This window comes from Streptomyces sp. NPDC050418, assembly GCF_044458745.1.
Lineage (GTDB): Bacteria > Actinomycetota > Actinomycetes > Streptomycetales > Streptomycetaceae > Streptomyces.
This window is the reverse complement of record NZ_JBITIG010000013.1, coordinates 137579-155711: the sequence shown is the minus strand read 5'-3', so window position 1 is coordinate 155711 and position 18133 is coordinate 137579. Positions and strand designations below refer to the sequence as shown.

16 protein-coding genes are annotated in these 18133 nt (G+C 69.8%); 8 read left to right on the top strand and 8 right to left on the bottom strand.

Translation table 11 applies throughout. The annotated features are described in order from the left end of the window. Positions 1 to 216: 216 nt before the first annotated feature. Positions 217 to 1461 carry a glycoside hydrolase family 64 protein gene (locus ACIBI4_RS28935; RefSeq protein WP_399207056.1) on the top strand — a complete coding sequence of 415 codons (1245 nt, stop codon included), beginning with the start codon at positions 217 to 219 and terminating at the stop codon, positions 1459 to 1461. 57 nt (positions 1462 to 1518) lie between these two features. On the opposite strand, the gene ACIBI4_RS28930 is transcribed toward ACIBI4_RS28935, so the two are convergent. The 5 genes from ACIBI4_RS28930 to ACIBI4_RS28910 all read right to left on the bottom strand — a co-directional run bounded on the left by ACIBI4_RS28930 (position 1519) and on the right by ACIBI4_RS28910 (position 7143). Continuing rightward, the gene (locus ACIBI4_RS28930; protein ID WP_399207055.1) at positions 1519 to 2367 is read right to left on the bottom strand and encodes a carbohydrate ABC transporter permease; all 849 of its coding nucleotides are present in this window, start codon (positions 2365 to 2367) and stop codon (positions 1519 to 1521) included. Between the two features lies 1 nt (position 2368). Next, on the bottom strand, positions 2369 to 3229 hold the full coding sequence (locus ACIBI4_RS28925) for a carbohydrate ABC transporter permease (protein WP_399207054.1): 861 nt from the start codon (positions 3227 to 3229) through the stop codon (positions 2369 to 2371). Next, positions 3226 to 4596: an ABC transporter substrate-binding protein gene (locus ACIBI4_RS28920; RefSeq protein WP_399207053.1), complete on the bottom strand. Its 1371-nt coding sequence runs from the start codon at positions 4594 to 4596 to the stop codon at positions 3226 to 3228. Before ACIBI4_RS28920 ends, ACIBI4_RS28925 begins: the two co-directional genes overlap by 4 nt. A 148-nt stretch (positions 4597 to 4744) precedes the next feature. Continuing rightward, positions 4745 to 5467: a response regulator gene (locus tag ACIBI4_RS28915; protein WP_399207150.1), complete on the bottom strand. Its 723-nt coding sequence runs from the start codon at positions 5465 to 5467 to the stop codon at positions 4745 to 4747. 14 nt (positions 5468 to 5481) lie between these two features. Beyond that, on the bottom strand, positions 5482 to 7143 hold the full coding sequence (locus ACIBI4_RS28910; protein WP_399207052.1) for an ATP-binding protein: 1662 nt from the start codon (positions 7141 to 7143) through the stop codon (positions 5482 to 5484). A 103-nt stretch (positions 7144 to 7246) separates the two neighbouring features. Here ACIBI4_RS28910 and ACIBI4_RS28905 point away from each other — a divergent pair, with 103 nt between their 5' ends. Then, positions 7247 to 8677 (top strand): cation:dicarboxylate symporter family transporter, encoded by a 1431-nt coding sequence (locus ACIBI4_RS28905; RefSeq protein WP_399207051.1) that lies wholly within the window; start codon positions 7247 to 7249, stop codon positions 8675 to 8677. 73 nt (positions 8678 to 8750) lie between these two features. Here the strand turns inward: ACIBI4_RS28905 and ACIBI4_RS28900 are convergent, their stop codons facing one another. Beyond that, the gene (locus tag ACIBI4_RS28900) at positions 8751 to 9203 is read right to left on the bottom strand and encodes a MarR family winged helix-turn-helix transcriptional regulator (protein WP_399207050.1); all 453 of its coding nucleotides are present in this window, start codon (positions 9201 to 9203) and stop codon (positions 8751 to 8753) included. Positions 9204 to 9282: 79 nt separating this feature from the next. Between ACIBI4_RS28900 and ACIBI4_RS28895 the strand changes: the two genes are divergently transcribed. The 3 genes from ACIBI4_RS28895 to trxA all read left to right on the top strand — a co-directional run bounded on the left by ACIBI4_RS28895 (position 9283) and on the right by trxA (position 10568). Continuing rightward, complete coding sequence (locus ACIBI4_RS28895) at positions 9283 to 9696, top strand: DoxX family protein (RefSeq protein ID WP_399207049.1); 414 nt, start codon at positions 9283 to 9285, stop codon at positions 9694 to 9696. 84 nt (positions 9697 to 9780) lie between these two features. Beyond that, the gene (locus ACIBI4_RS28890) at positions 9781 to 10230 is read left to right on the top strand and encodes a MerR family transcriptional regulator (protein WP_399207048.1); all 450 of its coding nucleotides are present in this window, start codon (positions 9781 to 9783) and stop codon (positions 10228 to 10230) included. A 5-nt stretch (positions 10231 to 10235) separates the two neighbouring features. Then, the gene (trxA, locus tag ACIBI4_RS28885) at positions 10236 to 10568 is read left to right on the top strand and encodes a thioredoxin (protein ID WP_399207149.1); all 333 of its coding nucleotides are present in this window, start codon (positions 10236 to 10238) and stop codon (positions 10566 to 10568) included. 24 nt (positions 10569 to 10592) lie between these two features. Here trxA and ACIBI4_RS28880 read toward each other — a convergent pair whose 3' ends face one another. Further along, positions 10593 to 11507, bottom strand: a complete 915-nt coding sequence (locus tag ACIBI4_RS28880; RefSeq protein ID WP_399207047.1) for a helix-turn-helix transcriptional regulator — start codon at positions 11505 to 11507, stop codon at positions 10593 to 10595. A 162-nt stretch (positions 11508 to 11669) separates the two neighbouring features. Here ACIBI4_RS28880 and ACIBI4_RS28875 point away from each other — a divergent pair, with 162 nt between their 5' ends. The 3 genes from ACIBI4_RS28875 to ACIBI4_RS28865 all read left to right on the top strand — a co-directional run bounded on the left by ACIBI4_RS28875 (position 11670) and on the right by ACIBI4_RS28865 (position 15491). Beyond that, on the top strand, positions 11670 to 12449 hold the full coding sequence (locus ACIBI4_RS28875; RefSeq protein WP_399207046.1) for an NAD(P)H-dependent oxidoreductase: 780 nt from the start codon (positions 11670 to 11672) through the stop codon (positions 12447 to 12449). A 131-nt stretch (positions 12450 to 12580) separates the two neighbouring features. Then, positions 12581 to 14875: a HelD family protein gene (locus ACIBI4_RS28870; protein WP_399207044.1), complete on the top strand. Its 2295-nt coding sequence runs from the start codon at positions 12581 to 12583 to the stop codon at positions 14873 to 14875. Positions 14876 to 15035: 160 nt separating this feature from the next. Further along, positions 15036 to 15491, top strand: coding sequence for a hypothetical protein (locus ACIBI4_RS28865; protein WP_399207043.1), 456 nt, complete (start codon positions 15036 to 15038; stop codon positions 15489 to 15491). A gap of 68 nt (positions 15492 to 15559) precedes the next feature. On the opposite strand, the gene glgB is transcribed toward ACIBI4_RS28865, so the two are convergent. Then, positions 15560 to 18127: a 1,4-alpha-glucan branching enzyme gene (gene glgB / locus ACIBI4_RS28860; protein ID WP_399207042.1), complete on the bottom strand. Its 2568-nt coding sequence runs from the start codon at positions 18125 to 18127 to the stop codon at positions 15560 to 15562. Positions 18128 to 18133: the final 6 nt, after the last annotated feature.

The following is an 18133-nucleotide window of genomic DNA, read 5'->3' as shown; positions in this document are numbered from 1 at the left end:
CGGTGCGTTCGCCCAGGATCACGGGTCGTAGGAACGTACGGGCGCACAACGCGCTGACCTGCAAAGGTCCGGACCAGGCTTTCCGCGGGCCCCGGCCTTCAGTTTCTGAAGGAAAAGAGAAAGTGGGAGCGCTCCCCGTCCCAAGTCTTGACGCCTCCCGTCCCGCTCGCAACAGTGGGCCCACCCCCACAACCCCCCACCACAGGAGCGCCGATCGTGATATCGCGCCGACTGTTTCTCACGGGTGCCACGGCGAGCGCAGCCGCTGCCGCCGCATCCCTCGCCGTACCGTCCTGGAGTGCCGGAGCCGCCCAGGACGGTCCCGCGGCCGCCGCCCCCGCCACCTGCGAACTCGCCCTGGCCAACAAGTCGTTGAGCGGCACCGTCCGTGCCTATGTGACCGGGCACGAACAGGGCACCGGCAACTGGGTCCTGCTGCGGGCCGACGGCTCCGTCTACCGGCCCGAGTCGCCGGGCGCCCCGCAGACCCCGCTGCCCGTCGACTGCGCCATCCCGCTGAACCCCGCGGGCGCGGCGCCCAAGGTCGTCACGCTGCCGCAGATGTTCGGCGCGCGCGTCTACTTCGTACGCGACGACACCCTGGACTTCTATCTCAACCCGGGCCCCGGCCTCGTCGAACCGGCCTTCGCCACCCCCACCGACTCCAACTACGGCAAGACCTGGTCGTTCTGCGAGTTCACCTTCAATCCGCAGCAGCTCTTCGCGAACATCAGCTACGTCGACCTCGTGACGGCCCTGCCCGTCGGTCTGACCCTCGAAGGCGACGCCACGCACACCGTCGCACCGCTGCCCGACGGCGCCGTCGACCGGATCGCCGCCGACCTCCAGGCACAGGCCGCCCGCGACGGACAGCCCTGGGACCGGCTGGTCATCCGGGGCGGCGACGGCAAGGTGCTGCGCTGCATCTCGCCGCAGAACCTGATGGCGCCGTACTTCGACCGGCCCGACCAGATGCCGTTCCGCGATCTGTGGAACGGCTACGTCGACCGGGTCTGGGAGAAGTACCGCGGCGAGGACCTGCGGATCGATCTGCAGGGCGGGCGCGGGGTGTTCACCGGCCGCGTCAGCGGGGACACGCTCACGTTCAACGGCGGCCACAGCTTCCCCAAACCGGCCTCGAAGGACATCTTCACCTGCAACCACGGGCCGTTCACCAACAACCCGGCCGACTCCGACGACAAGAAGGGCCTCCTGGCCCGCCTCGCCGCCGGGTTCAACCGCAGCATCATGCTCACGCACCCCGACCAGCCGAACGGCACGACCGCGGACGACTACTACAAGGACGCGACCACCAACCACTGGTCACGCGTCGTCCACGCCAACTCCCCGATCGGATACGCCTTCCCGTACGACGACGTACGCCCCGAAGGCCAGCCGGATGTGTCCGGCGCGGCGCACGACGGCAACCCGCGCCGGTTCACGGTGAGCGTCGGCGCCTGACCCCGAGGCTGAGCCCCCGGATTCCGGGGGGTCAGCCCTCACCTCGGATTCCGGGGCTCAGCCCTTCACCGCACCACCCAGCGCGAAACCCCCGCCGAGCCGCCGCGCGATCAGCACGTACAGCAGGATCACCGGTGTCGAGTAGATGATCGAGAACGCGGCGAGCTGGCCGTACACGACGGTGCCGCGGTTGCCGAAGAAGTCGTTGATGGAGACCGAGGCCGGCATCTGGGCGGGGTCGAGCAGGAGCATGAACGGGACGAAGAAATTGCCCCACATCATGACGAAGGAGAAGACCGTCACCACGGCGACGCCCGGTCCCATCAGCGGCAGCACGATCCGGAGCATCGAGGTGAGCGTGGACGCGCCGTCCGTCCACGCCGCCTCCTCCAGCTCCTTCGGCACCCCGTCCATGAAGTTCTTCATCAGCCAGACGGCGAACGGGAGCTGGGACGCGGCGAAGAAGAAGATGGTGCCGGACATCGAGTCGATCAGGTCGACCTGGACGAACAGCGCGTACACCGGAACCATGATCGCGGTGATCGGCAGACAGGTCGCGAAGAGGATCGTCATCAGGAACGGCCGCGTGAACCGCGAGCGGTAGCGCGACAGCGGATACGCGGCGAAGGCCGCGCACACCACCGTGAGCAGGGTCCCGCCGCCGCACAGGATCAGGCTGTTGAGCAGCGGTGTGAAGGTGATGTCGTCGACGAGGACGGCGTCGTAGTTGTCGAAGGTCCAGCTGCCCGGCAGCTTCACCTTCAGATTCGCGTCCGCGTCCAGCGAGGACAGGACCACCCACGCGAGCGGCAGCACGAACGCCGCCGCCACCGCGAGCAGCCCGAGATCGGCCGCGATGCGGTGCCGCGTACGGCGGCGGAGCTTGCTCACCCCGGAGAGCGCCATCTCAGACCTCCGTCCGCAGCAGCCGCATGTACACGAGCGAGAACAGCGAGCCGACGATGAGGAGCAGGAGTGCCACGGCCGTCGCGTATCCGATCATGCTGTTCTGGAAGGCCTGTTCGTACATGTAGAGGGGCAGGGTCTGGCTGCGGCCGCCCGGTCCGCCACGGGTCATCACCCAGATCAGGCCGAAGACCGAGAGCGTCTGCAGGGTGTTCAGCATCAGGTTCGTGCCGATGGAGCGGCGGATCATCGGCAGCGTGATGTGCCACAGGCGGCGCCAGCCGCCCGCGCCGTCCACCTCGGCCGACTCCACGACTTCCTTGGGGATCTCGTTGAGCGCCGCCGAGTAGACGAGCATCGAGAAGGCCGTGCCGCGCCAGACGTTCGCGAACGAGACCGCCAGGATCGGCAGCGTGAACATCCAGTTCTGGGACGGGAGATGAAGGAATTCGAGGATCGAGTTCAGGGTGCCCTCGCGGCGGAAGAACGCGTAGAGCAGGAAGCCCGCGACGACTTCCGGAAGCACCCACGCGGTCACCACGATGCCGCCGGTGACCGTGCGCACCGTCTTCGAGGCGCGCTGCATGAGCAGTGCGAGACCGAGGCCCAGCGTGTTCTGTCCGATCAGCGACGACAGGACCGTGAAGACCAGCGTCAGCCAGACCGCGTTGAGGAAGTCGTCGTCGCCGAACGCCTCGCGGAAGTTCTCGAAGCCGATGAAGGACGAGTCCGCCTGGCCGGTCAGCTGGAGATCCGTGAAGGCCAGATAGACGCAGTACCCGATGGGCCCTGCCAGGAACGCGAGCAGCAGCAGTACCGCCGGCGAAAGGGGCAGGGCCCGGGTCAGAGAGCGCTTTTTCACTTCTTGGTTACTTCGCCCTTGGTGACGGACTCGAGTTCCTCGTCATACGTGGAGGCCGCCTCGTCGACCGATGAGTCACCGGTCGTGACCGACTCCATCGCCTCCTGGATCGCCACCGACACCTGCGGATACGCCGGGTAGGCGGGCCGGTAGTGGGTGAACTCCACGAGATCGGTGAAGAACTTGATGCCGGGCTGCGCCTTCACGTACTCCGGGTCCTCCGCGACGTCGTTGCGGACCGCGATCCCGGAGTTCGCGATGTACCAGCGCTGGGCGTTCTCCTTGGTCTGCATCGTCTTGATGAACTCGAAGGCGAGGTCCTTGTTGGCCGCCTTCGAGGGGATCGCCCAGGTCCAGCCGCCGGACATGGAGACCTTGCCGGGCGCCTGGCCGTTCTGTGTCGGCATGGGCGCCAGGCCCAGCTCCTCGGACCAGGTGGGCCACTCGTGTCCCGAGCCCTCCAGCCAGTCCTGCGGCAGCCAGGAGCCGTCGAGGTTGATGGCCAGCTTCCCCTCCGGGAGCAGTTCACCGCGTACGCGCGTGCCGATGTTCGGGTCGAGCGCGTCCTCGACCGGCGGGCCCAGCTTCTCCTTGTAGACCGTCTCCACGAACTCCAGGGAGTCCTTGAAGCCCTGGTTGCCCTGCACCCACTTCTTCGACGAGGGGTCGTACAGCGGGTCCGCGCCCGTCCCGTACAGGAGCATCTCGAAGCCCTGCATCGTGGACTGCTCGCCGCCGGGCTTTCCGGTGTAGACGTTCAGCGGGATGACGTCCGGCACCTTCTTCTTGATGGTGCGCGCGGCGTCGAGGATCTCCGCCCAGTTCTTCGGCTGCCAGTCCTCGGGCAGTCCGGCCTTCTTGAAGAGCGCCTTGCTGTACCAGATCCCGCGGGTGTCGGTGCCGTCGGGAACCCCGTAGGTCTTGCCGTCCTCGGCCTTCGCGGCGGCCTGCGCGGTCTCGATGAACTGCGGCCAGTCCTTCCACTTCTTCAGATACGGATCCAGCGGGGTCAGATAGCCGCTGGTGATGTCCGAGTTGATGAGGAAGGTGTCCTCGTAGACGAGGTCGGGCGCGGTCTTCGCGGAGCGCAGCATCTGCTGCACCTTCGTGTAGTACTCGGCGTCCGGGGCCTTGATCGGGATCAGTTCGACCTTCTTGCCCGGATTCTCCTTCTCGAACTGCTTCTTGATCGCGGCGAGGTTCTTGTCCTGGACCTTGATGGAATTGTCCGTGGACTGCTTGAACGAGACCTTGAGGGTGTCCGGGTCACTCCCGGAGTCATCCCCGCAGGCAGTCAGCGTGGTGGCGGCGAGCAGGGCGGATGCGGCGAGTGCCAGGGGCGCGGTGGCACGACGACGGCGGCGCACGATAGGACCTCCTACGAGCCTGCGGGGCGGCTGCTCGGTGAACGTACGGTCGTTGTTCACCGAGGGTCAATGCCCGTGCGCCCGCAGAGATCGGATCTGTGACAACGTTGTTATGGCGCGGGGGAGATGGCGGTGCGGGAGCGGGACCTCACCCCGTGACCCAGCGATAGTGCAGCTCGGGCCGCCCGACCTGCCCGTACTGCGGAGCGCGCACCGCGCGGCCCGAGTCGACGAGATGCTCCAGGTAGCGGCGGGCCGTGATCCGCGACAGCCCCGCCGACTCGGCGGCCGCCGCGGCGCTCAGCCCCTCCGGCGCCGCCCGGAGCGTGCCGATGACCCGGTCGAGGGTCGGTGCGCTGAGCCCCTTCGGCAGCGCGGCCGGCTGCGGTGCGCGCAGCGACGCCAGCGCCCGGTCCACCTCGTCCTGACCGGTGGCCTCGCCCGTCGTCGTACGGAACTCCGCGTAGCGTACGAGGCGGTCGCGCAGCGTCGAGAACGTGAACGGTTTGAGCACGTACTGCACCACGCCCAGCGAGACACCCTCGCGGACCACGGCCAGATCGCGCGCCGAGGTCACCGCGATCACATCCGCCTGGTGCCCGGCCGCGCGCAGGCTGCGGGCCAGCTGCAGACCGTGCCCGTCGGGCAGATGCAGATCGAGCAGCAGCAGATCGATCCGGGTGCGCTCCAGGGCCCTGCGGGCGGCCGCGCCCGAGTGTGCTTTGGCGACCGCGCGGAAGCCGGGGACGCGGTTGACGTACATGGCGTGCGCGTCCGCGGCCACCGGGTCGTCCTCGACGATCAGGACCCGGATGGCGTCGGACGGTTCACCGGCGCCGGGGTCCCGGGGCCTGTCCCCGGGCCGGCCCATCCCTCTGGCCTCGCTCATGTCCGCACCTCCGTCTCCCGCTCCCCGTCCGTCTCCCGTTGCCCCGGCAGCCCGCTCAGCGGCAGCCGTACGGTGAACTGCGCGCCGCCGTCCTCCGAGGCGTCGACCGTGACCGTGCCCGCGTGCCGGTGCACCGTCTGTCGCACCAGCGCCAGACCGATCCCGCGCCCCGGCCCCTTGCCGGACCAGCCCCGCGCGAACACGTCCACACCGTCGGGCACGCCCGGACCGTTGTCCGACACGGAGACGAGCAGCTCGCCCTCGTGCACCAGCGCGGTGACCGTGACCGCGGCACCCGGGGTGCCGGTCGCGGCGTCCACCGCGTTGTCGATCAGATTGCCGAGCACGGTGACCAGGTCACGGGCGGGCAGCGTATCCGGAAGCAGCCGGTCGTCAAGCCTGCTGTCGGGGGAGAGCTCCAGCTCGACCCCGCGCTCGTTGGCCTGCGCGGCCTTGCCGAGCAGCAGCGCGGCGAGCACCGGCTCGCCGACCGCGGTGACCACCCGGTCGGTGAGCGCCTGGGCCAGCTCCAGCTCGGCCGTCGCGAACTCGACAGCCTCCTCCGAACGCCCCAGCTCGATCAGCGAGACCACCGTGTGCAGCCGGTTCGCGGCCTCGTGCGCCTGCGAGCGCAGTGCCTCCGTGAAGCCGCGCTCATGGTCCAGCTCGCCGGTCAGCGCCTGCAGTTCGGTGTGGTCGCGCAGCGTGACCACGGTGCCGCGCCGCTCACCTCCGGTCACCGGCGAGGTGTTCACGACGATCACCCGGTCCGCGGTCAGATGCACCTCGTCGACGCGCGGCTCGGCCGCCAGGAGCGCCCCGGTCAGCGGGGCGGGCAGCCCCAGGTCCGCGGCGTTGCGGCCGACGACCTCGCCCTCGATGCCGAGCAGCTCCCGCGCCCCGTCGTTGAGCAGCGCGATCCTGCGCTGTCCGTCGAGCATCAGCAGACCCTCGCGCACCGCATGCAGCGCGGCCTGATGGTAGTCGTGCATCCGGCTCAGCTCGGCCGCGTTCATCCCGTGCGTGGAGCGCCGCAGCCGCGCGTTGGTGACGTACGTGCCGATGCCGCCGAGGGCCAGGGCGCCGAGCGCCACCGCGAGCAGCCCGGTGAGCTGGCGCTGCACGCGTTCGGTGATCTCCTCGATCTTGATGCCGGCGCTGACGAGGCCGACGATCCGCTCGCCGTCACGGATCGGTGTGACGACCCGGACCGAGGGGCCGAGCGTCCCCGTGTACGTCTCGGAGAACGTGCTGCCGTCGAGGGCGGGCTTGATGTGGCCGAGGAACTTCGCGCCGATGTTCTGCGGCTCCGGGTGCGTCCAGCGGATGCCCTCCGGATTCATGATCGTCACGAAGTCGACATCGGCGACCTCGCGGACCGACTCGGCGTACGGCTGCAGGGTCGCGGTCGGGTGGTCACCGCGGATCGCCTGCAGCACCGACGGGGAGAGCGCCACCGAGCGGGCCGCCGCGGTCGCCTGCCGCACGGCTGCGTTCTCGGCCTGGTGGTGCGCGCTCACGTACGCGAAGACCGCGCAGCCCGCCACGACGACCGCGACCAGGACGACCTGCATCGCGAAGAGCTGGGCGGCGAGGGAGCGCGGGCGGGGGATCCGGGGCAGCGTGCGGGGCCGCGGGACCGGGGGTATCGGTGACACGCAGCCAGTGTGCACATGACGTAAGCGCGAACTAAATGTACGCAAGGGTGACCCCGCTCACGGACTCATGGATATTCACGGCGAACCACAGAGCTGTGCGGACATGCGGCACAGGGCTGTGAACAGCTGTGAAGAGCCGTATGTGCGAGGAGGCACCGTGGCAGCGACAACCGCTCCGCCGGTCAAGCGGGACAGGACTCACTACCTTTACATCGCGGTCATTGTCGCGGTGGCGCTCGGCATCGTCGTGGGCTTCGCGGCCCCGGGTGTCGCGGTGGAGCTGAAGCCGATCGGGACCGGCTTCGTCAACCTGATCAAGATGATGATCTCGCCGATCATCTTCTGCACGATCGTGCTCGGCATCGGGTCCGTACGGAAGGCCGCGAAGGTCGGCGCGGTGGGCGGTATCGCCCTGCTGTACTTCACGGCCATGTCGATGGTCGCGCTCGCGATCGGTCTTGTCGTCGGCAACATCCTCGACCCCGGTACGGGTCTCGCGGTGACGGACTCCGTCGCGGCCACCGGTCATGAGCAGGTCGACGCCGAGGCCAAGAGCACCGAGGAGTTCCTGCTCGGCGTCATCCCGACGACGCTGGTCTCCGCCTTCACCGGCGGCGAGGTCCTGCAGACCCTGGTCGTCGCGCTGCTCGCCGGCTTCGCGCTGCAGGCCATGGGCGACACCGGCCAGCCGATCCTGCGCGGGGTCGAGCACATCCAGCGCCTGGTCTTCCGGATCCTCTCGATGATCATGTGGGCCGCCCCGATCGGTGCCTTCGGCGCCATCGCCGCCGTCACCGGCTCCGCGGGCCTCGACGCGCTCAAGAGCCTCGCGGTCCTGATGATCGGCTTCTACATCACCTGCATCCTCTTCGTCTTCCTCGTGCTCGGAGCGCTCCTGCGGATCGTCGCGGGCCTCAACATCCTCACGCTCTTCAAGTACCTGAGCCGTGAGTTCCTGCTCATCCTGTCGACCTCGTCCTCCGAGTCGGCGCTGCCGCGCGTCATCGCGAAGATGGAGCACATGGGCGTCAGCAAGCCCGTGGTCGGCATCACCATCCCGACCGGCTACTCCTTCAACCTCGACGGCACCATGATCTACATGACCATGGCGTCCCTGTTCGTGGCGGACGCCATGGGCACCCCGATGTCCATCGGCGAGCAGATCCCGCTGCTGCTCTTCCTGTTCGTCGCCTCGAAGGGCGCGGCGGGTGTCACCGGCGCCGGTCTCGCGACCCTGGCCGGCGGTCTGCAGTCGCACAAGCCCGCCCTCGTCGACGGCATCGGTCTGATCGTCGGCATCGACCGCTTCATGAGCGAGGCCCGCGCCCTGACGAACTTCGCGGGCAACGCGGTCGCCACCGTCCTCATCGGCACCTGGACCAAGGAGATCGACCGCGGCCGCGTGGACGAGGTCCTCGCGGGCCGTATCCCCTTCGACGAGCGCACGCTCCTCGACGACGGACACGGCACGGGCGAGCGGTCGGACACGGTGCCGCTGCAGAAGAGCGGCGACAAGGAGGAGGCCGCGGTCTGACCGCACCTCCCGCCACACGCACCCGGGCCCGGAACCTCGACAGGTTCCGGGCCCGGGTGCGTTCAGCGGGTCACTACTCGCCGCAGGTGAAGTCCTCGGGCGAGGTCCTCAGCTTGCCCAGGAGCGTGCGCAGCGTCGTGCGCTCGCGCTCGGACAGGTCGGCGAAGAGCTCCTGCTCGACCGTGTCGAGCGCCGAGTCCGCCTTGCGCAGCCGGGCCTTGCCCTCCGGGGTGATGTCCACGATGTGGCGGCGGCGGTCGGCGGGGTCGCGGCGGCGGTGGATCAGATCGTCCTTCTCCAGGCCGTTGAGCAGCGCGACCAGGACGCTCGGGTCGACGCCCAGGCCGTCGATCAGGGCCTTCTGCGAGACCGGCCCGTCGGACAGCAGCTGCAGCGTGGCCACGTGCCGCGGGCTGAGCCCGGCCGTGCCGACCGCTCTGCGGATCAGGCTCTCGGTGATCCCGCCGTGGTACGCGAGCAGGAACGCCGGGCGGTAGTGCGGCTCTGCGGGCTCGGAGGGTGCCATACCCCACACGGTACCAAGGGCTCCATGGTGGAATAACTTAAATCATTGATGTGCTTCAATGATGTCGAGCCTTCGATGGTTGAGGGCCAAGCAGCATTGGTCCGCGCCCGGGCCGGTGCCCGTCCCCATCTCCCTGGAGTCCCGTATGTTCCTCGCCTACGCGATCGTCGGCGTCCTGCTCGCCCTCGCCCTCGCCGCCTCCGCCACCCTCACGTTCTCCCGCAACCCCGCGATCGTGGAGTCCATGGACAAGGTCGGTGTCCCCGGGTCCTGGCTGCCGCGGCTCGCCGCACTGAAGGCAGCCGGCGCGGTGGGTCTGCTCGTCGGGCTCGCGGTCCCGTTCATCGGGGTGGCCGCCGGGATAGGTGTCGTCCTCTACTTCATCGGCGCCGTCGTCTTCCACGTGCGCGCCAAGGACTACGCGGTCGCGCCCGTCGTGGTCCTCGTCCTGCTCGCCGCCGCCGCCGTGGTGCTGCGCCTCGCCTCCGCGTAAGCGGTCCGCCGCGGACTCCGGCGCCGGGGCTCCCCACCGCCGGGGCTTTCCTTGACGTCGGCGTCAAGGATTACCGTCGTACGCATGCGAATCGGCGAGCTGGCCGAGCGGGCCGGGACCACCACGCGCACGCTCCGGTACTACGAGGCGCGCGGGCTGCTGCCCGTGCGGCGCGGCAGCAACGGGTACCGGGCGTACGACGAGAGCGATCTGCGGCTCGTGGAGCAGATCAAGGTGCTGCAGGACTTCGGGTTCGGCCTGGAGGAGACGAGGCCGTTCGTGGAGTGTCTGCGCGCGGGCCATCCCGAGGGCGACTCCTGCCCCGCCTCGCTCGCCGTCTACCGGCGCAAGCTCGATGAACTCGACGCGCTGATCGGCGAGTTGGAGTCGGTGCGGGCGAAGGTGCGCGGTCAGCTGGTGCGAGCCGAGGAGGCCCGCTCCCGCCTCGCCGCCGAGGCGGCGGTGCCCGGCGGCCCCGATCCGCTGTGCGAGACGACGCCAACCGGGGCGCCGTCGCAGGAGAACGAGGGGTGAGGACCGTGGTGAAGGCCGAAGGTGTGCCCGAGGTGACCGATGCCGACTTCGAGCAGGAGGTTCTGAAGGCCCCACTGCCCGTGCTCGTCGAGTACACGGCCGCCTGGTGCGGGCCGTGCCGCCAACTGGCGCCCGTGCTCAGCGAGATCGCACGCGAGGAAGGCGAACGCCTCAAGGTGGTCCAGCTCGACGTGGACGCCAACCCCGGTACGACGACGGCGTACGGCGTTCTGTCGATGCCCACCCTGATGGTGTTCAAGGACGGCGAACCGGTGTGGCAAGTGGTCGGCGCCCGCCCCAAGCGCAAGCTTCTCGCGGAGCTCGCGGAGGTGGTCTAGGGGCTGTCCGGCTCCGGACAGGCCCTAGTTCCGGAGCCGCGGTGCGGCGGCGGGGGAGCCGTGTTCCGCCCCCGCCGCTCCCGCCGAGCCCGCGCTCAGCCCGCCGAGCAGCCGCAGCCCGTCCGCCGCCGCGCTGCCCGGCGGCGCCGAGAGCACGATGAGTTCCATGCCCGAGGCGTCGGGCAGCGTGAAGTTCTCCTGGTGCAGTTCGAGGAGTCCGACCAGCGGGTGGCGGTACGTCTTGCGGCCGTGGGTGCGTGCCCGGACGTCGGCGCGGGCCCACAGCCGCCGGAAGCGTTCGCTGCCCATGGCCAACTCCCCGATGAGCGAGGCGAGTCGGGGGTCGTCGGGGTACTTGCCCGCGGCCAGCCGCAGATGCCCGACCGCGTCGAGCGTGCACTGCTCCCACTCCGCGTAGAGCCCGCGCTCGGCCTCCTCCAGGAAGATGTGCCGCGCCGTGTTGAGCCCCGCCGCCGAGGACCGGCCGAACAGGAGGGCCGCGAGCCGGTTCCCGGCGAGCACGTCGAGCCGGTGGTTCATGATCAGTGCCGGTGCGTCCGGTACGAGGTCCAGGACCCGGAGCAGCTCGGGCCGTACCCGCCCGCCCGGCGCCTTCGCCCGCGTGCGGCGCCGGCAGGCGAGCCGGGCGAGGTGCTCGCGCTCGGTCCCGTCCAGGCCGAGGACCCGCGCGAGCGCGTCGAGCACCTGGTCGGAGGGCTGTGTGGCCCGCCCCTGCTCCAGACGTACGTAGTAGTCGACGCTGACCCCGGACAGATGCGCGACCTCCTCGCGCCGCAGCCCCGCGACCCGGCGCCGGCTGTCCACGGGGATGCCGACGCCCGCCGGATCGACCCGCGCCCGCCGCGTCCGCAGAAAGCCGCCGAGGTCGTCACCGCCGGTGCGCTCGGTCTCCGCGTGTTCCCGTTCCCCAGGTGCCATGCCCTCGAGTATCACCGCGGCGGCCGCCCGCGTGGGTGGCCCTGCCAGTACCAGGAAGTCCGGTCCTACGGATACGGCGCCCCTGAATCCGCGCGCCGAAAGCCCCCCAGGATCGAGGCGAGCCGGTCCGCCGAGGACCGGATCCCCTGCCGAGGAGTCCTGATGAAGGTACTGATCGTCCACGCCCACCCCGAGCCCCGTTCCCTCAACGGCGCGCTCAAGGACATCGCCGTATCGACGTTGCGGGAGGCCGGCCACGAGGTGCGGGTCAGTGATCTGTACGCGATGCGGTGGAAGGCGGCCGCCGACGCCGGGGACTACGGTCCGCACGCCTCCACCCCGCTCAAGGTCGCCGCGGACTCCGGCCGCGCTTTCGAGGCCGGGGCGCTCGGCGACGACGTACGCGCCGAGCAGGAGAAGCTCCTGTGGGCGGACACCGTCATCCTCCAGTTCCCGCTGTGGTGGTACTCGATGCCCGCGATCCTCAAGGGCTGGGTGGACCGGGTCTTCACCTACCGCTTCGCGTACGGGGTCGGTGAGCACAGCGACGTCAAGTACGGGGAGCGGTACGGCGAAGGCACCCTCGCGGGCCGCAGGGCCCTGCTCTCGGTGACCGTCGGCGGCCCCGAGGCGCACTACGGACCGCGCGGCATCAACGGCCCGATCGAGGACCTGCTGTTCCCCATCCAGCACGGGATCCTCTTCTACCCGGGCATCGAGTCCGTCGAGCCGTTCGTCGTGCACGGCGCGGACCGGATGTCCGAGGACACGTTCGCGGACATCGCCAAGGCCTGGCGCGAGCGGCTGCTCACGCTGGAGGAGGCGGAGCCGATCCCGTACCGGCGGCAGAACTTCGGCGACTACGAGCTCCCTTCGCTCCAGTTGAAGGAGGGTCTTGAGCCCGCGGGACGCAGCGGATTCGGGCTGCACGTACGCCGGTGAAGGGGCATAAAAAATCCCCGGCTGTTTGACAACCGAGGCAATTCCACGCGTATATTGGATGTTTCTGTGCACACAGAAAAGGACCTCTCGAAGAGGTCCAACGAAGACACCATATCGCGCGAGGAGCCGAATTGTCAACGTCCGACGAGCTGCGGAGCGAGCAGGAATTCGTCGCCCGTGTGTATACGCGTCTGGGACAGCTCCAGGAAGCCGCCGAGAACGCGGCCGCACGCGCCCTTGAGCAGGTCGGGAGCGGGCGGCAGGCACGCCTCGAACGGGATGTCGCCGTCGAGGAGAAGGGCCGTCTGGTCGCCGAACTGAACGGGGTGGAAAACGGTCTGGTCTTCGGCCGTATCGATCTCAATCATCCGGACGACCTCATCGAGGAACGCGACAGTTTCCACATCGGACGCATCGGAATCCGCGCCGACGACCGGGACCGCACACCGATCCTGATCGACTGGCGCGCCGATGTCGCACGGCCCTTCTATCTCGCCACGCACCATGTGCCGATGGGTCTTCGCCGCCGCCGGCACATCACGATGAAGGGCCATGAGGTCCTCGCGCTGCACGACGAGATCCTCGACCTCAGCGACGAGCGGCGCACCGGCTTCGAGGACCCGAACGGCGACGCGGTGCTGCTTGCCGCGCTCAACGCCGCGCGCACGGGCCGCATGGGCGACATCGTGCAGACCATCCAGGCCGAGCAGGACCGCATCATCCGGGCCCCGCACCGTGGCGTGATGGTCGTGGAGGGCGGGCCCGGCACCGGCAAGACCGCGGTCGCGCTGCACCGGGCCGCGTACCTCCTCTACGCACAGCGCGAACTGCTCGCGAAGCGCGCCGTGTTGATCGTCGGACCCAACCCGGCCTTCCTCGGCTACATCGGCGAGGTGCTGCCCTCGCTCGGCGAGACAGGCGTACTGCTCGCGACCGTCGGCGAGCTGTTCCCCGGCGTCCACGCCACGGGCGAGGACACCCAGGACGCCGCCGAGGTGAAGGGACGCGCCGCGATGGCGGAGGTGCTCGCCGAGTTCGTACGGGACCGGCAGTCCGTGCCCGGCACCGTCCTGGAGATCGACCACGAGGACCACGGGACGCTGTACCTGGACACCGCGATGGCCGAGGCGGCGCGGACCGCCGCGCGCGAGACGCACCTGCCGCACAACCTCGCCCGCCCCTACTTCGCGTTCCGGCTCGTCGACGCGCTCACCGAGCAGCTCGTCGAGCGGATCGGCGCCGACCCGTTCGGCGGTCCGAATCTGCTCGGGCCCGACGACATCGCCCAGCTCGGCAAGGACGTCGCGACCAGCGCGGCCGTGCACGGCGCCATCGCGGACCTCTGGCCGGAGCTCACCCCGCAGCAGCTCGTACGGGAGCTGCTCGCCGACCCCGTCGGCTATCTCCCGGACGAGGACGCCGCGTTGATCCGCCGGGCGTCCGGACCGTGGACCGCCGCCGACGTCCCGTTGCTCGACGAGGCCGCCGAGCTGCTCGGCGTCGACGACTCGGCGGAGCGGGCCCTGCAGGAGGCCGAGCGCCAGCGCAGGATCGAGTACGCGCAGGGCGTGCTCGACCTGTCGTTCGCCTCGCGCACCTACGAGTTCGAGGACAAGGAGGAACTGTACATCGACAAGGCAGACGCCGCCGAGGTGCTCTCCGCGCACGACATCATCGACGCCGAGCGGATGGCCGAGCGCCAGGAGGAGGCCGATCTGCGCAGCGCCGCCGAGCGCGCCGCCGAGGACCGGACCTGGGCGTTCGGGCACATCATCGTGGACGAGGCGCAGGAGCTCTCGGCCATGGCGTGGCGGCTTCTGATGCGGCGTTCGCCCACCAAGTCGATGACGCTCGTGGGCGATCCGGCGCAGGCCGGCGACGCGGCCGCGCTCGGCTCGTGGGCCTCGATCCTCGGACCGTACGTGGGACACCGCTACGAGCACGTACGGCTCGACGTCAACTACCGCACGCCCGCCGAGATCATGGAACTGGCCGCGGCCGTCATCCGCGAGGGCAACCCGGACTTCGAGCCGCCGCGTTCGGTGCGCTCGACGGGAGTCCGGCCCCGCATCACGGGGGTGGCGGCGCAGGACCTCGCCGCGGAGACCGGCAGGCTGGCGCGCGAGATGACGCCCGAGGAGGGGCGGCTCGCGGTGATCGCGCCGCGTGCTCTGCACGCCGCGCTCGCGGACCACCTCGACGGGGTCACCGCAGGCCAGGAGCCCGATCTCACGCACAGCGTCGTGCTGCTCGACGCGCGCCAGTCGAAGGGCCTGGAGTTCGACGCGGTGATCGTGGTCGAGCCCGCACAGTGCCGCACGAGCGACCTTTACGTCGCCCTGACCCGGGCCACGCATACCCTGGCAGTCCTGCACACCGGCCAACTCCCCGCGGCACTCGGCGAGTTGAAGGACTCGTCGCGTTGATGTGCAGGGCCCGGGAGGAATGTCCGGGTCCCGTTCCGGAGCGAGGGCGGAGCGGCAACCACCGGCGGTGACCGGTGGTGCCGCCGCCTTCGCGGCTGCCATGGTCCCCGTGTCGAACTGCACTGCACATGACAGTCAACGGCACACGGGGGATTCACTCATGAACCGCATCAAGAAGCAGACGTTCCTGGCGGCCACAGCGGGCACGATGATGCTCGCGCTCACGGTCGGCTGCGGGGGCTCTGGCTCAACCGATGAGGGCAAGGGCACCGGCAAGAGCGAGAAGATCCAGGGGCAGGCCGGTACGGGGGGCAAGGCCGGCACCGGTTCCGGTGGTGGTGCCGGGCGCGGGCCCGGCGGCGGTCTCGGCCGTGCCTACAACGTCAAGACCTGGGAGTCGGTCTCCATCCGTCAGCACCCGGACCAGCGGTCGAAGAAGCTCGGCGGCCTCAGGAAGAATGTGTCCACCACGGCCAAGTGCTGGGCACCCGGGCGCGTCGTGGAAGCCGAGGGGACGAAGAACCACATCTGGCTGCGGGTCGGCAAGGGCTGGGCCAGCGCCATCTACTTCAAGGGCAACGAGTACGGCAACCTGCCGAAGAGCGCGAAGTGCTGACGGAAGCACACTGAACGCGGGCCCCGCCGGAGCTGTTCCGGCGGGGCCCGCGCACATCCCGACGACTCTCACGCCGGCCGCAGCCACACCGTCCCCAGCGGCGGCAGCGTCAGCCGCAGACTGGCTCCGCGCCCCTGCCACCCCACCGGATCCGGCTTCAGGGAGCCGGGGTTGGTGACGCCCGAGCCGCCGTACTGCTCGGCGTCCGTGTTCAGGACCTCCTGCCAGGCGGGCACTTCCTCCGGCACCCCGAGCCGGTAGTCGTGCCGGACCACCGGTGCGAAGTGGGAGACGGCGAGCAGCGGGTTGCCCGCCGCGTCGTACCGCAGGAACGCGAGCACGTTGTCGTCCGCCGCGTCGCCCGCCACCCACGCGAAGCCGTCCGGTACGGTGTCGCGCTCCCACAGGGCGGGCTCCGCCGCGTACACCGTGTTCAGATCGCGGACGAGGTCCCGTACGCCCCGGTGGTCGGGCGCGGCCCCGTACGTCGGGTCGAGCAGCCACCAGTCCGGGCCGTGCGCCTCCGACCACTCCGCGCCCTGCGCGAACTCCTGGCCCATGAAGAGGAGTTGCTTTCCGGGGTGGGCCCACATGAAACCGAGATAGGCGCGGTGAGTCGCCCGCTGCTGCCACCAGTCGCCGGGCATTTTCGAGACGAGGGACCGTTTGCCATGTACGACCTCGTCGTGCGAAATGGGCAGCACGTAATTCTCGCTGTACGCGTACACCATCGAGAAGGTCATCTCGTGGTGGTGGTATTTCCGGTGGACGGGCTCGTGGGCCACGTAGCCGAGGGAGTCGTGCATCCAGCCCATGTTCCACTTCAGCCCGAAGCCGAGCCCGCCGAAGCCGCCCGGCCCTTCATGGTGGGTCGCGCGGGTGACGCCGTCCCAGGCCGTGGACTCCTCGGCGATCGTGACGACACCCGGGGCACGCCGGTACAGCGTCGCGTTCATCTCCTGGAGGAACGCCACCGCGTCCAGGTTCTCGCGGCCGCCGTGCTCGTTGGGTGTCCACTGGCCGTGCTCGCGCGAATAGTCGAGATAGAGCATCGAGGCGACCGCGTCCACGCGGAGTCCGTCGACATGGAATTCCTCGCACCAGTAGACGGCGTTGGCCACCAGGAAATTGCGGACCTCCGTGCGGCCGTAGTCGAATTCCAGCGTGCCCCAGTCCGGGTGCGCGGCCCGCAGCGGATCCTCGTGCTCGTACAGCGGCCGCCCGTCGAATTCCGCGAGCGCCCAGTCGTCGCGCGGGAAGTGCGCGGGCACCCAGTCCATGAGCACTCCGATGCCCGCGCGGTGCAGGGCATCGACCAGGTGCTTGAAATCGTCCGGGGTGCCGAGACGGGCCGTCGGCGCGTAGAACCCTGTCACCTGGTAGCCCCACGAGCCGCCGAAGGGGTGCTCGGCGACCGGCATCAGCTCCACGTGCGTGAACCCCAGGTCCTTGACGTACGCGGGGAGCTGCTCGGCGAGCTCGCGGTAGCCGAGCCCCGGGCGCCAGGACGCGAGATGGACCTCGTACACGGAGAACGGGCTCTCGTGCGCGGGCCGTTCACCGCGCGCGGCCATCCACGCCTCGTCCGCCCAGACATGCGTCGAGGTGTGGACGATCGAGGAATTGGCGGGCGGCACCTCGGTGCGGCGCGCCATCGGGTCCGCGCGGAAGGTCATCGAGCCGTCGGGCCGCGTGATCTGGAACTTGTACAGCTCACCCGCCCCGATCCCCGGCACGAACAGCTCCCAGATCCCGGAGGACCCGAGCGAACGCATCGGGAACCCGGTGCCGTCCCAGTAGTTGAAGCCGCCGACGACCCGCACACCCCGCGCGTTCGGCGCCCACACGGTGAAGCGGGTGCCGTCGGTGCCCTGGTGCGTCATGGGTTCGGCACCCAGCGCCTTCCACAGCTCCTCGTGCCGACCCTCGCCGATCAGGTGCAGATCGAACTCGCCGAGCGAGGGCAGGAAGCCGTACGGGTCGGGGGTGTCGAGCTCCGTGCTCTCGTACGTGACGAGGAGGCGGTACGCGGGGACGTCCCGCAGCGGTACGACCCCGGAGAAGAACCCCTCGCCGTCATCACCGAGTTCGGCCCGCAGCCCCTCCGCGAGGACGGTCACCTTCAGCGCGTACGGCCGCAGCACCCGGAACACCACCCCGTCGGGGTGAGGGTGGGCGCCGAGGACGGAGTGCGGGGCGTGGTGCGTGCCCTGGAGGAGGCGGTCGCGGTCCTCGGCGGGGAGGTTGGAGGGGAGTGCGGGCTCGGTGGGTGTCTTCTTCGGGCGGGGCTTGGGACTCTTTGCTGCTGTCTTCCTGGCGGCTGTCTTCTTGGCCGTCGTCTTCTTGACGGCCGCCTTCTCGGAGGCCGTCTTCGGCGCCTTCTTCGCGCCCGCAGGCTGCGCCACGTCCGCCTTCATGGCCGTGGATTTCTTCGCCGAGGCCTTCTTCGCCGCGGACTTCTTCGGCACAGCCTTCTTCGCCACAGCCTCCTTGGCGGCGGGCTTCCCCACGGCCTTCTTCCCCGAGGCCTTCGCCCCCGTCTTCCCCCGCTGCCGCGGCACCACCCCCTCGTCCGGTACGGACCCTTCGGTGGCGCGGGGGGTGGGCTGGTCGGGCTCGGGCGGGCGCGTGCTCACGGGTGG

Coding starts and splice junctions, on each gene's coding strand:
- ACIBI4_RS28930 (WP_399207055.1), bottom strand. CDS start 2,367: ATGGCGCTCTCCGGGGTGAGCAAGCTCCGCCGCCGTACGCGGCACCGC.
- ACIBI4_RS28915 (WP_399207150.1), bottom strand. CDS start 5,467: ATGGGCCGGCCCGGGGACAGGCCCCGGGACCCCGGCGCCGGTGAACCG.
- ACIBI4_RS28905 (WP_399207051.1), top strand. CDS start 7,247: ATGCGGCACAGGGCTGTGAACAGCTGTGAAGAGCCGTATGTGCGAGGA.
- ACIBI4_RS28900 (WP_399207050.1), bottom strand. CDS start 9,203: ATGGCACCCTCCGAGCCCGCAGAGCCGCACTACCGCCCGGCGTTCCTG.
- ACIBI4_RS28890 (WP_399207048.1), top strand. CDS start 9,781: ATGCGAATCGGCGAGCTGGCCGAGCGGGCCGGGACCACCACGCGCACG.
- ACIBI4_RS28880 (WP_399207047.1), bottom strand. CDS start 11,507: ATGGCACCTGGGGAACGGGAACACGCGGAGACCGAGCGCACCGGCGGT.
- ACIBI4_RS28875 (WP_399207046.1), top strand. CDS start 11,670: ATGAAGGTACTGATCGTCCACGCCCACCCCGAGCCCCGTTCCCTCAAC.
- ACIBI4_RS28865 (WP_399207043.1), top strand. CDS start 15,036: ATGAACCGCATCAAGAAGCAGACGTTCCTGGCGGCCACAGCGGGCACG.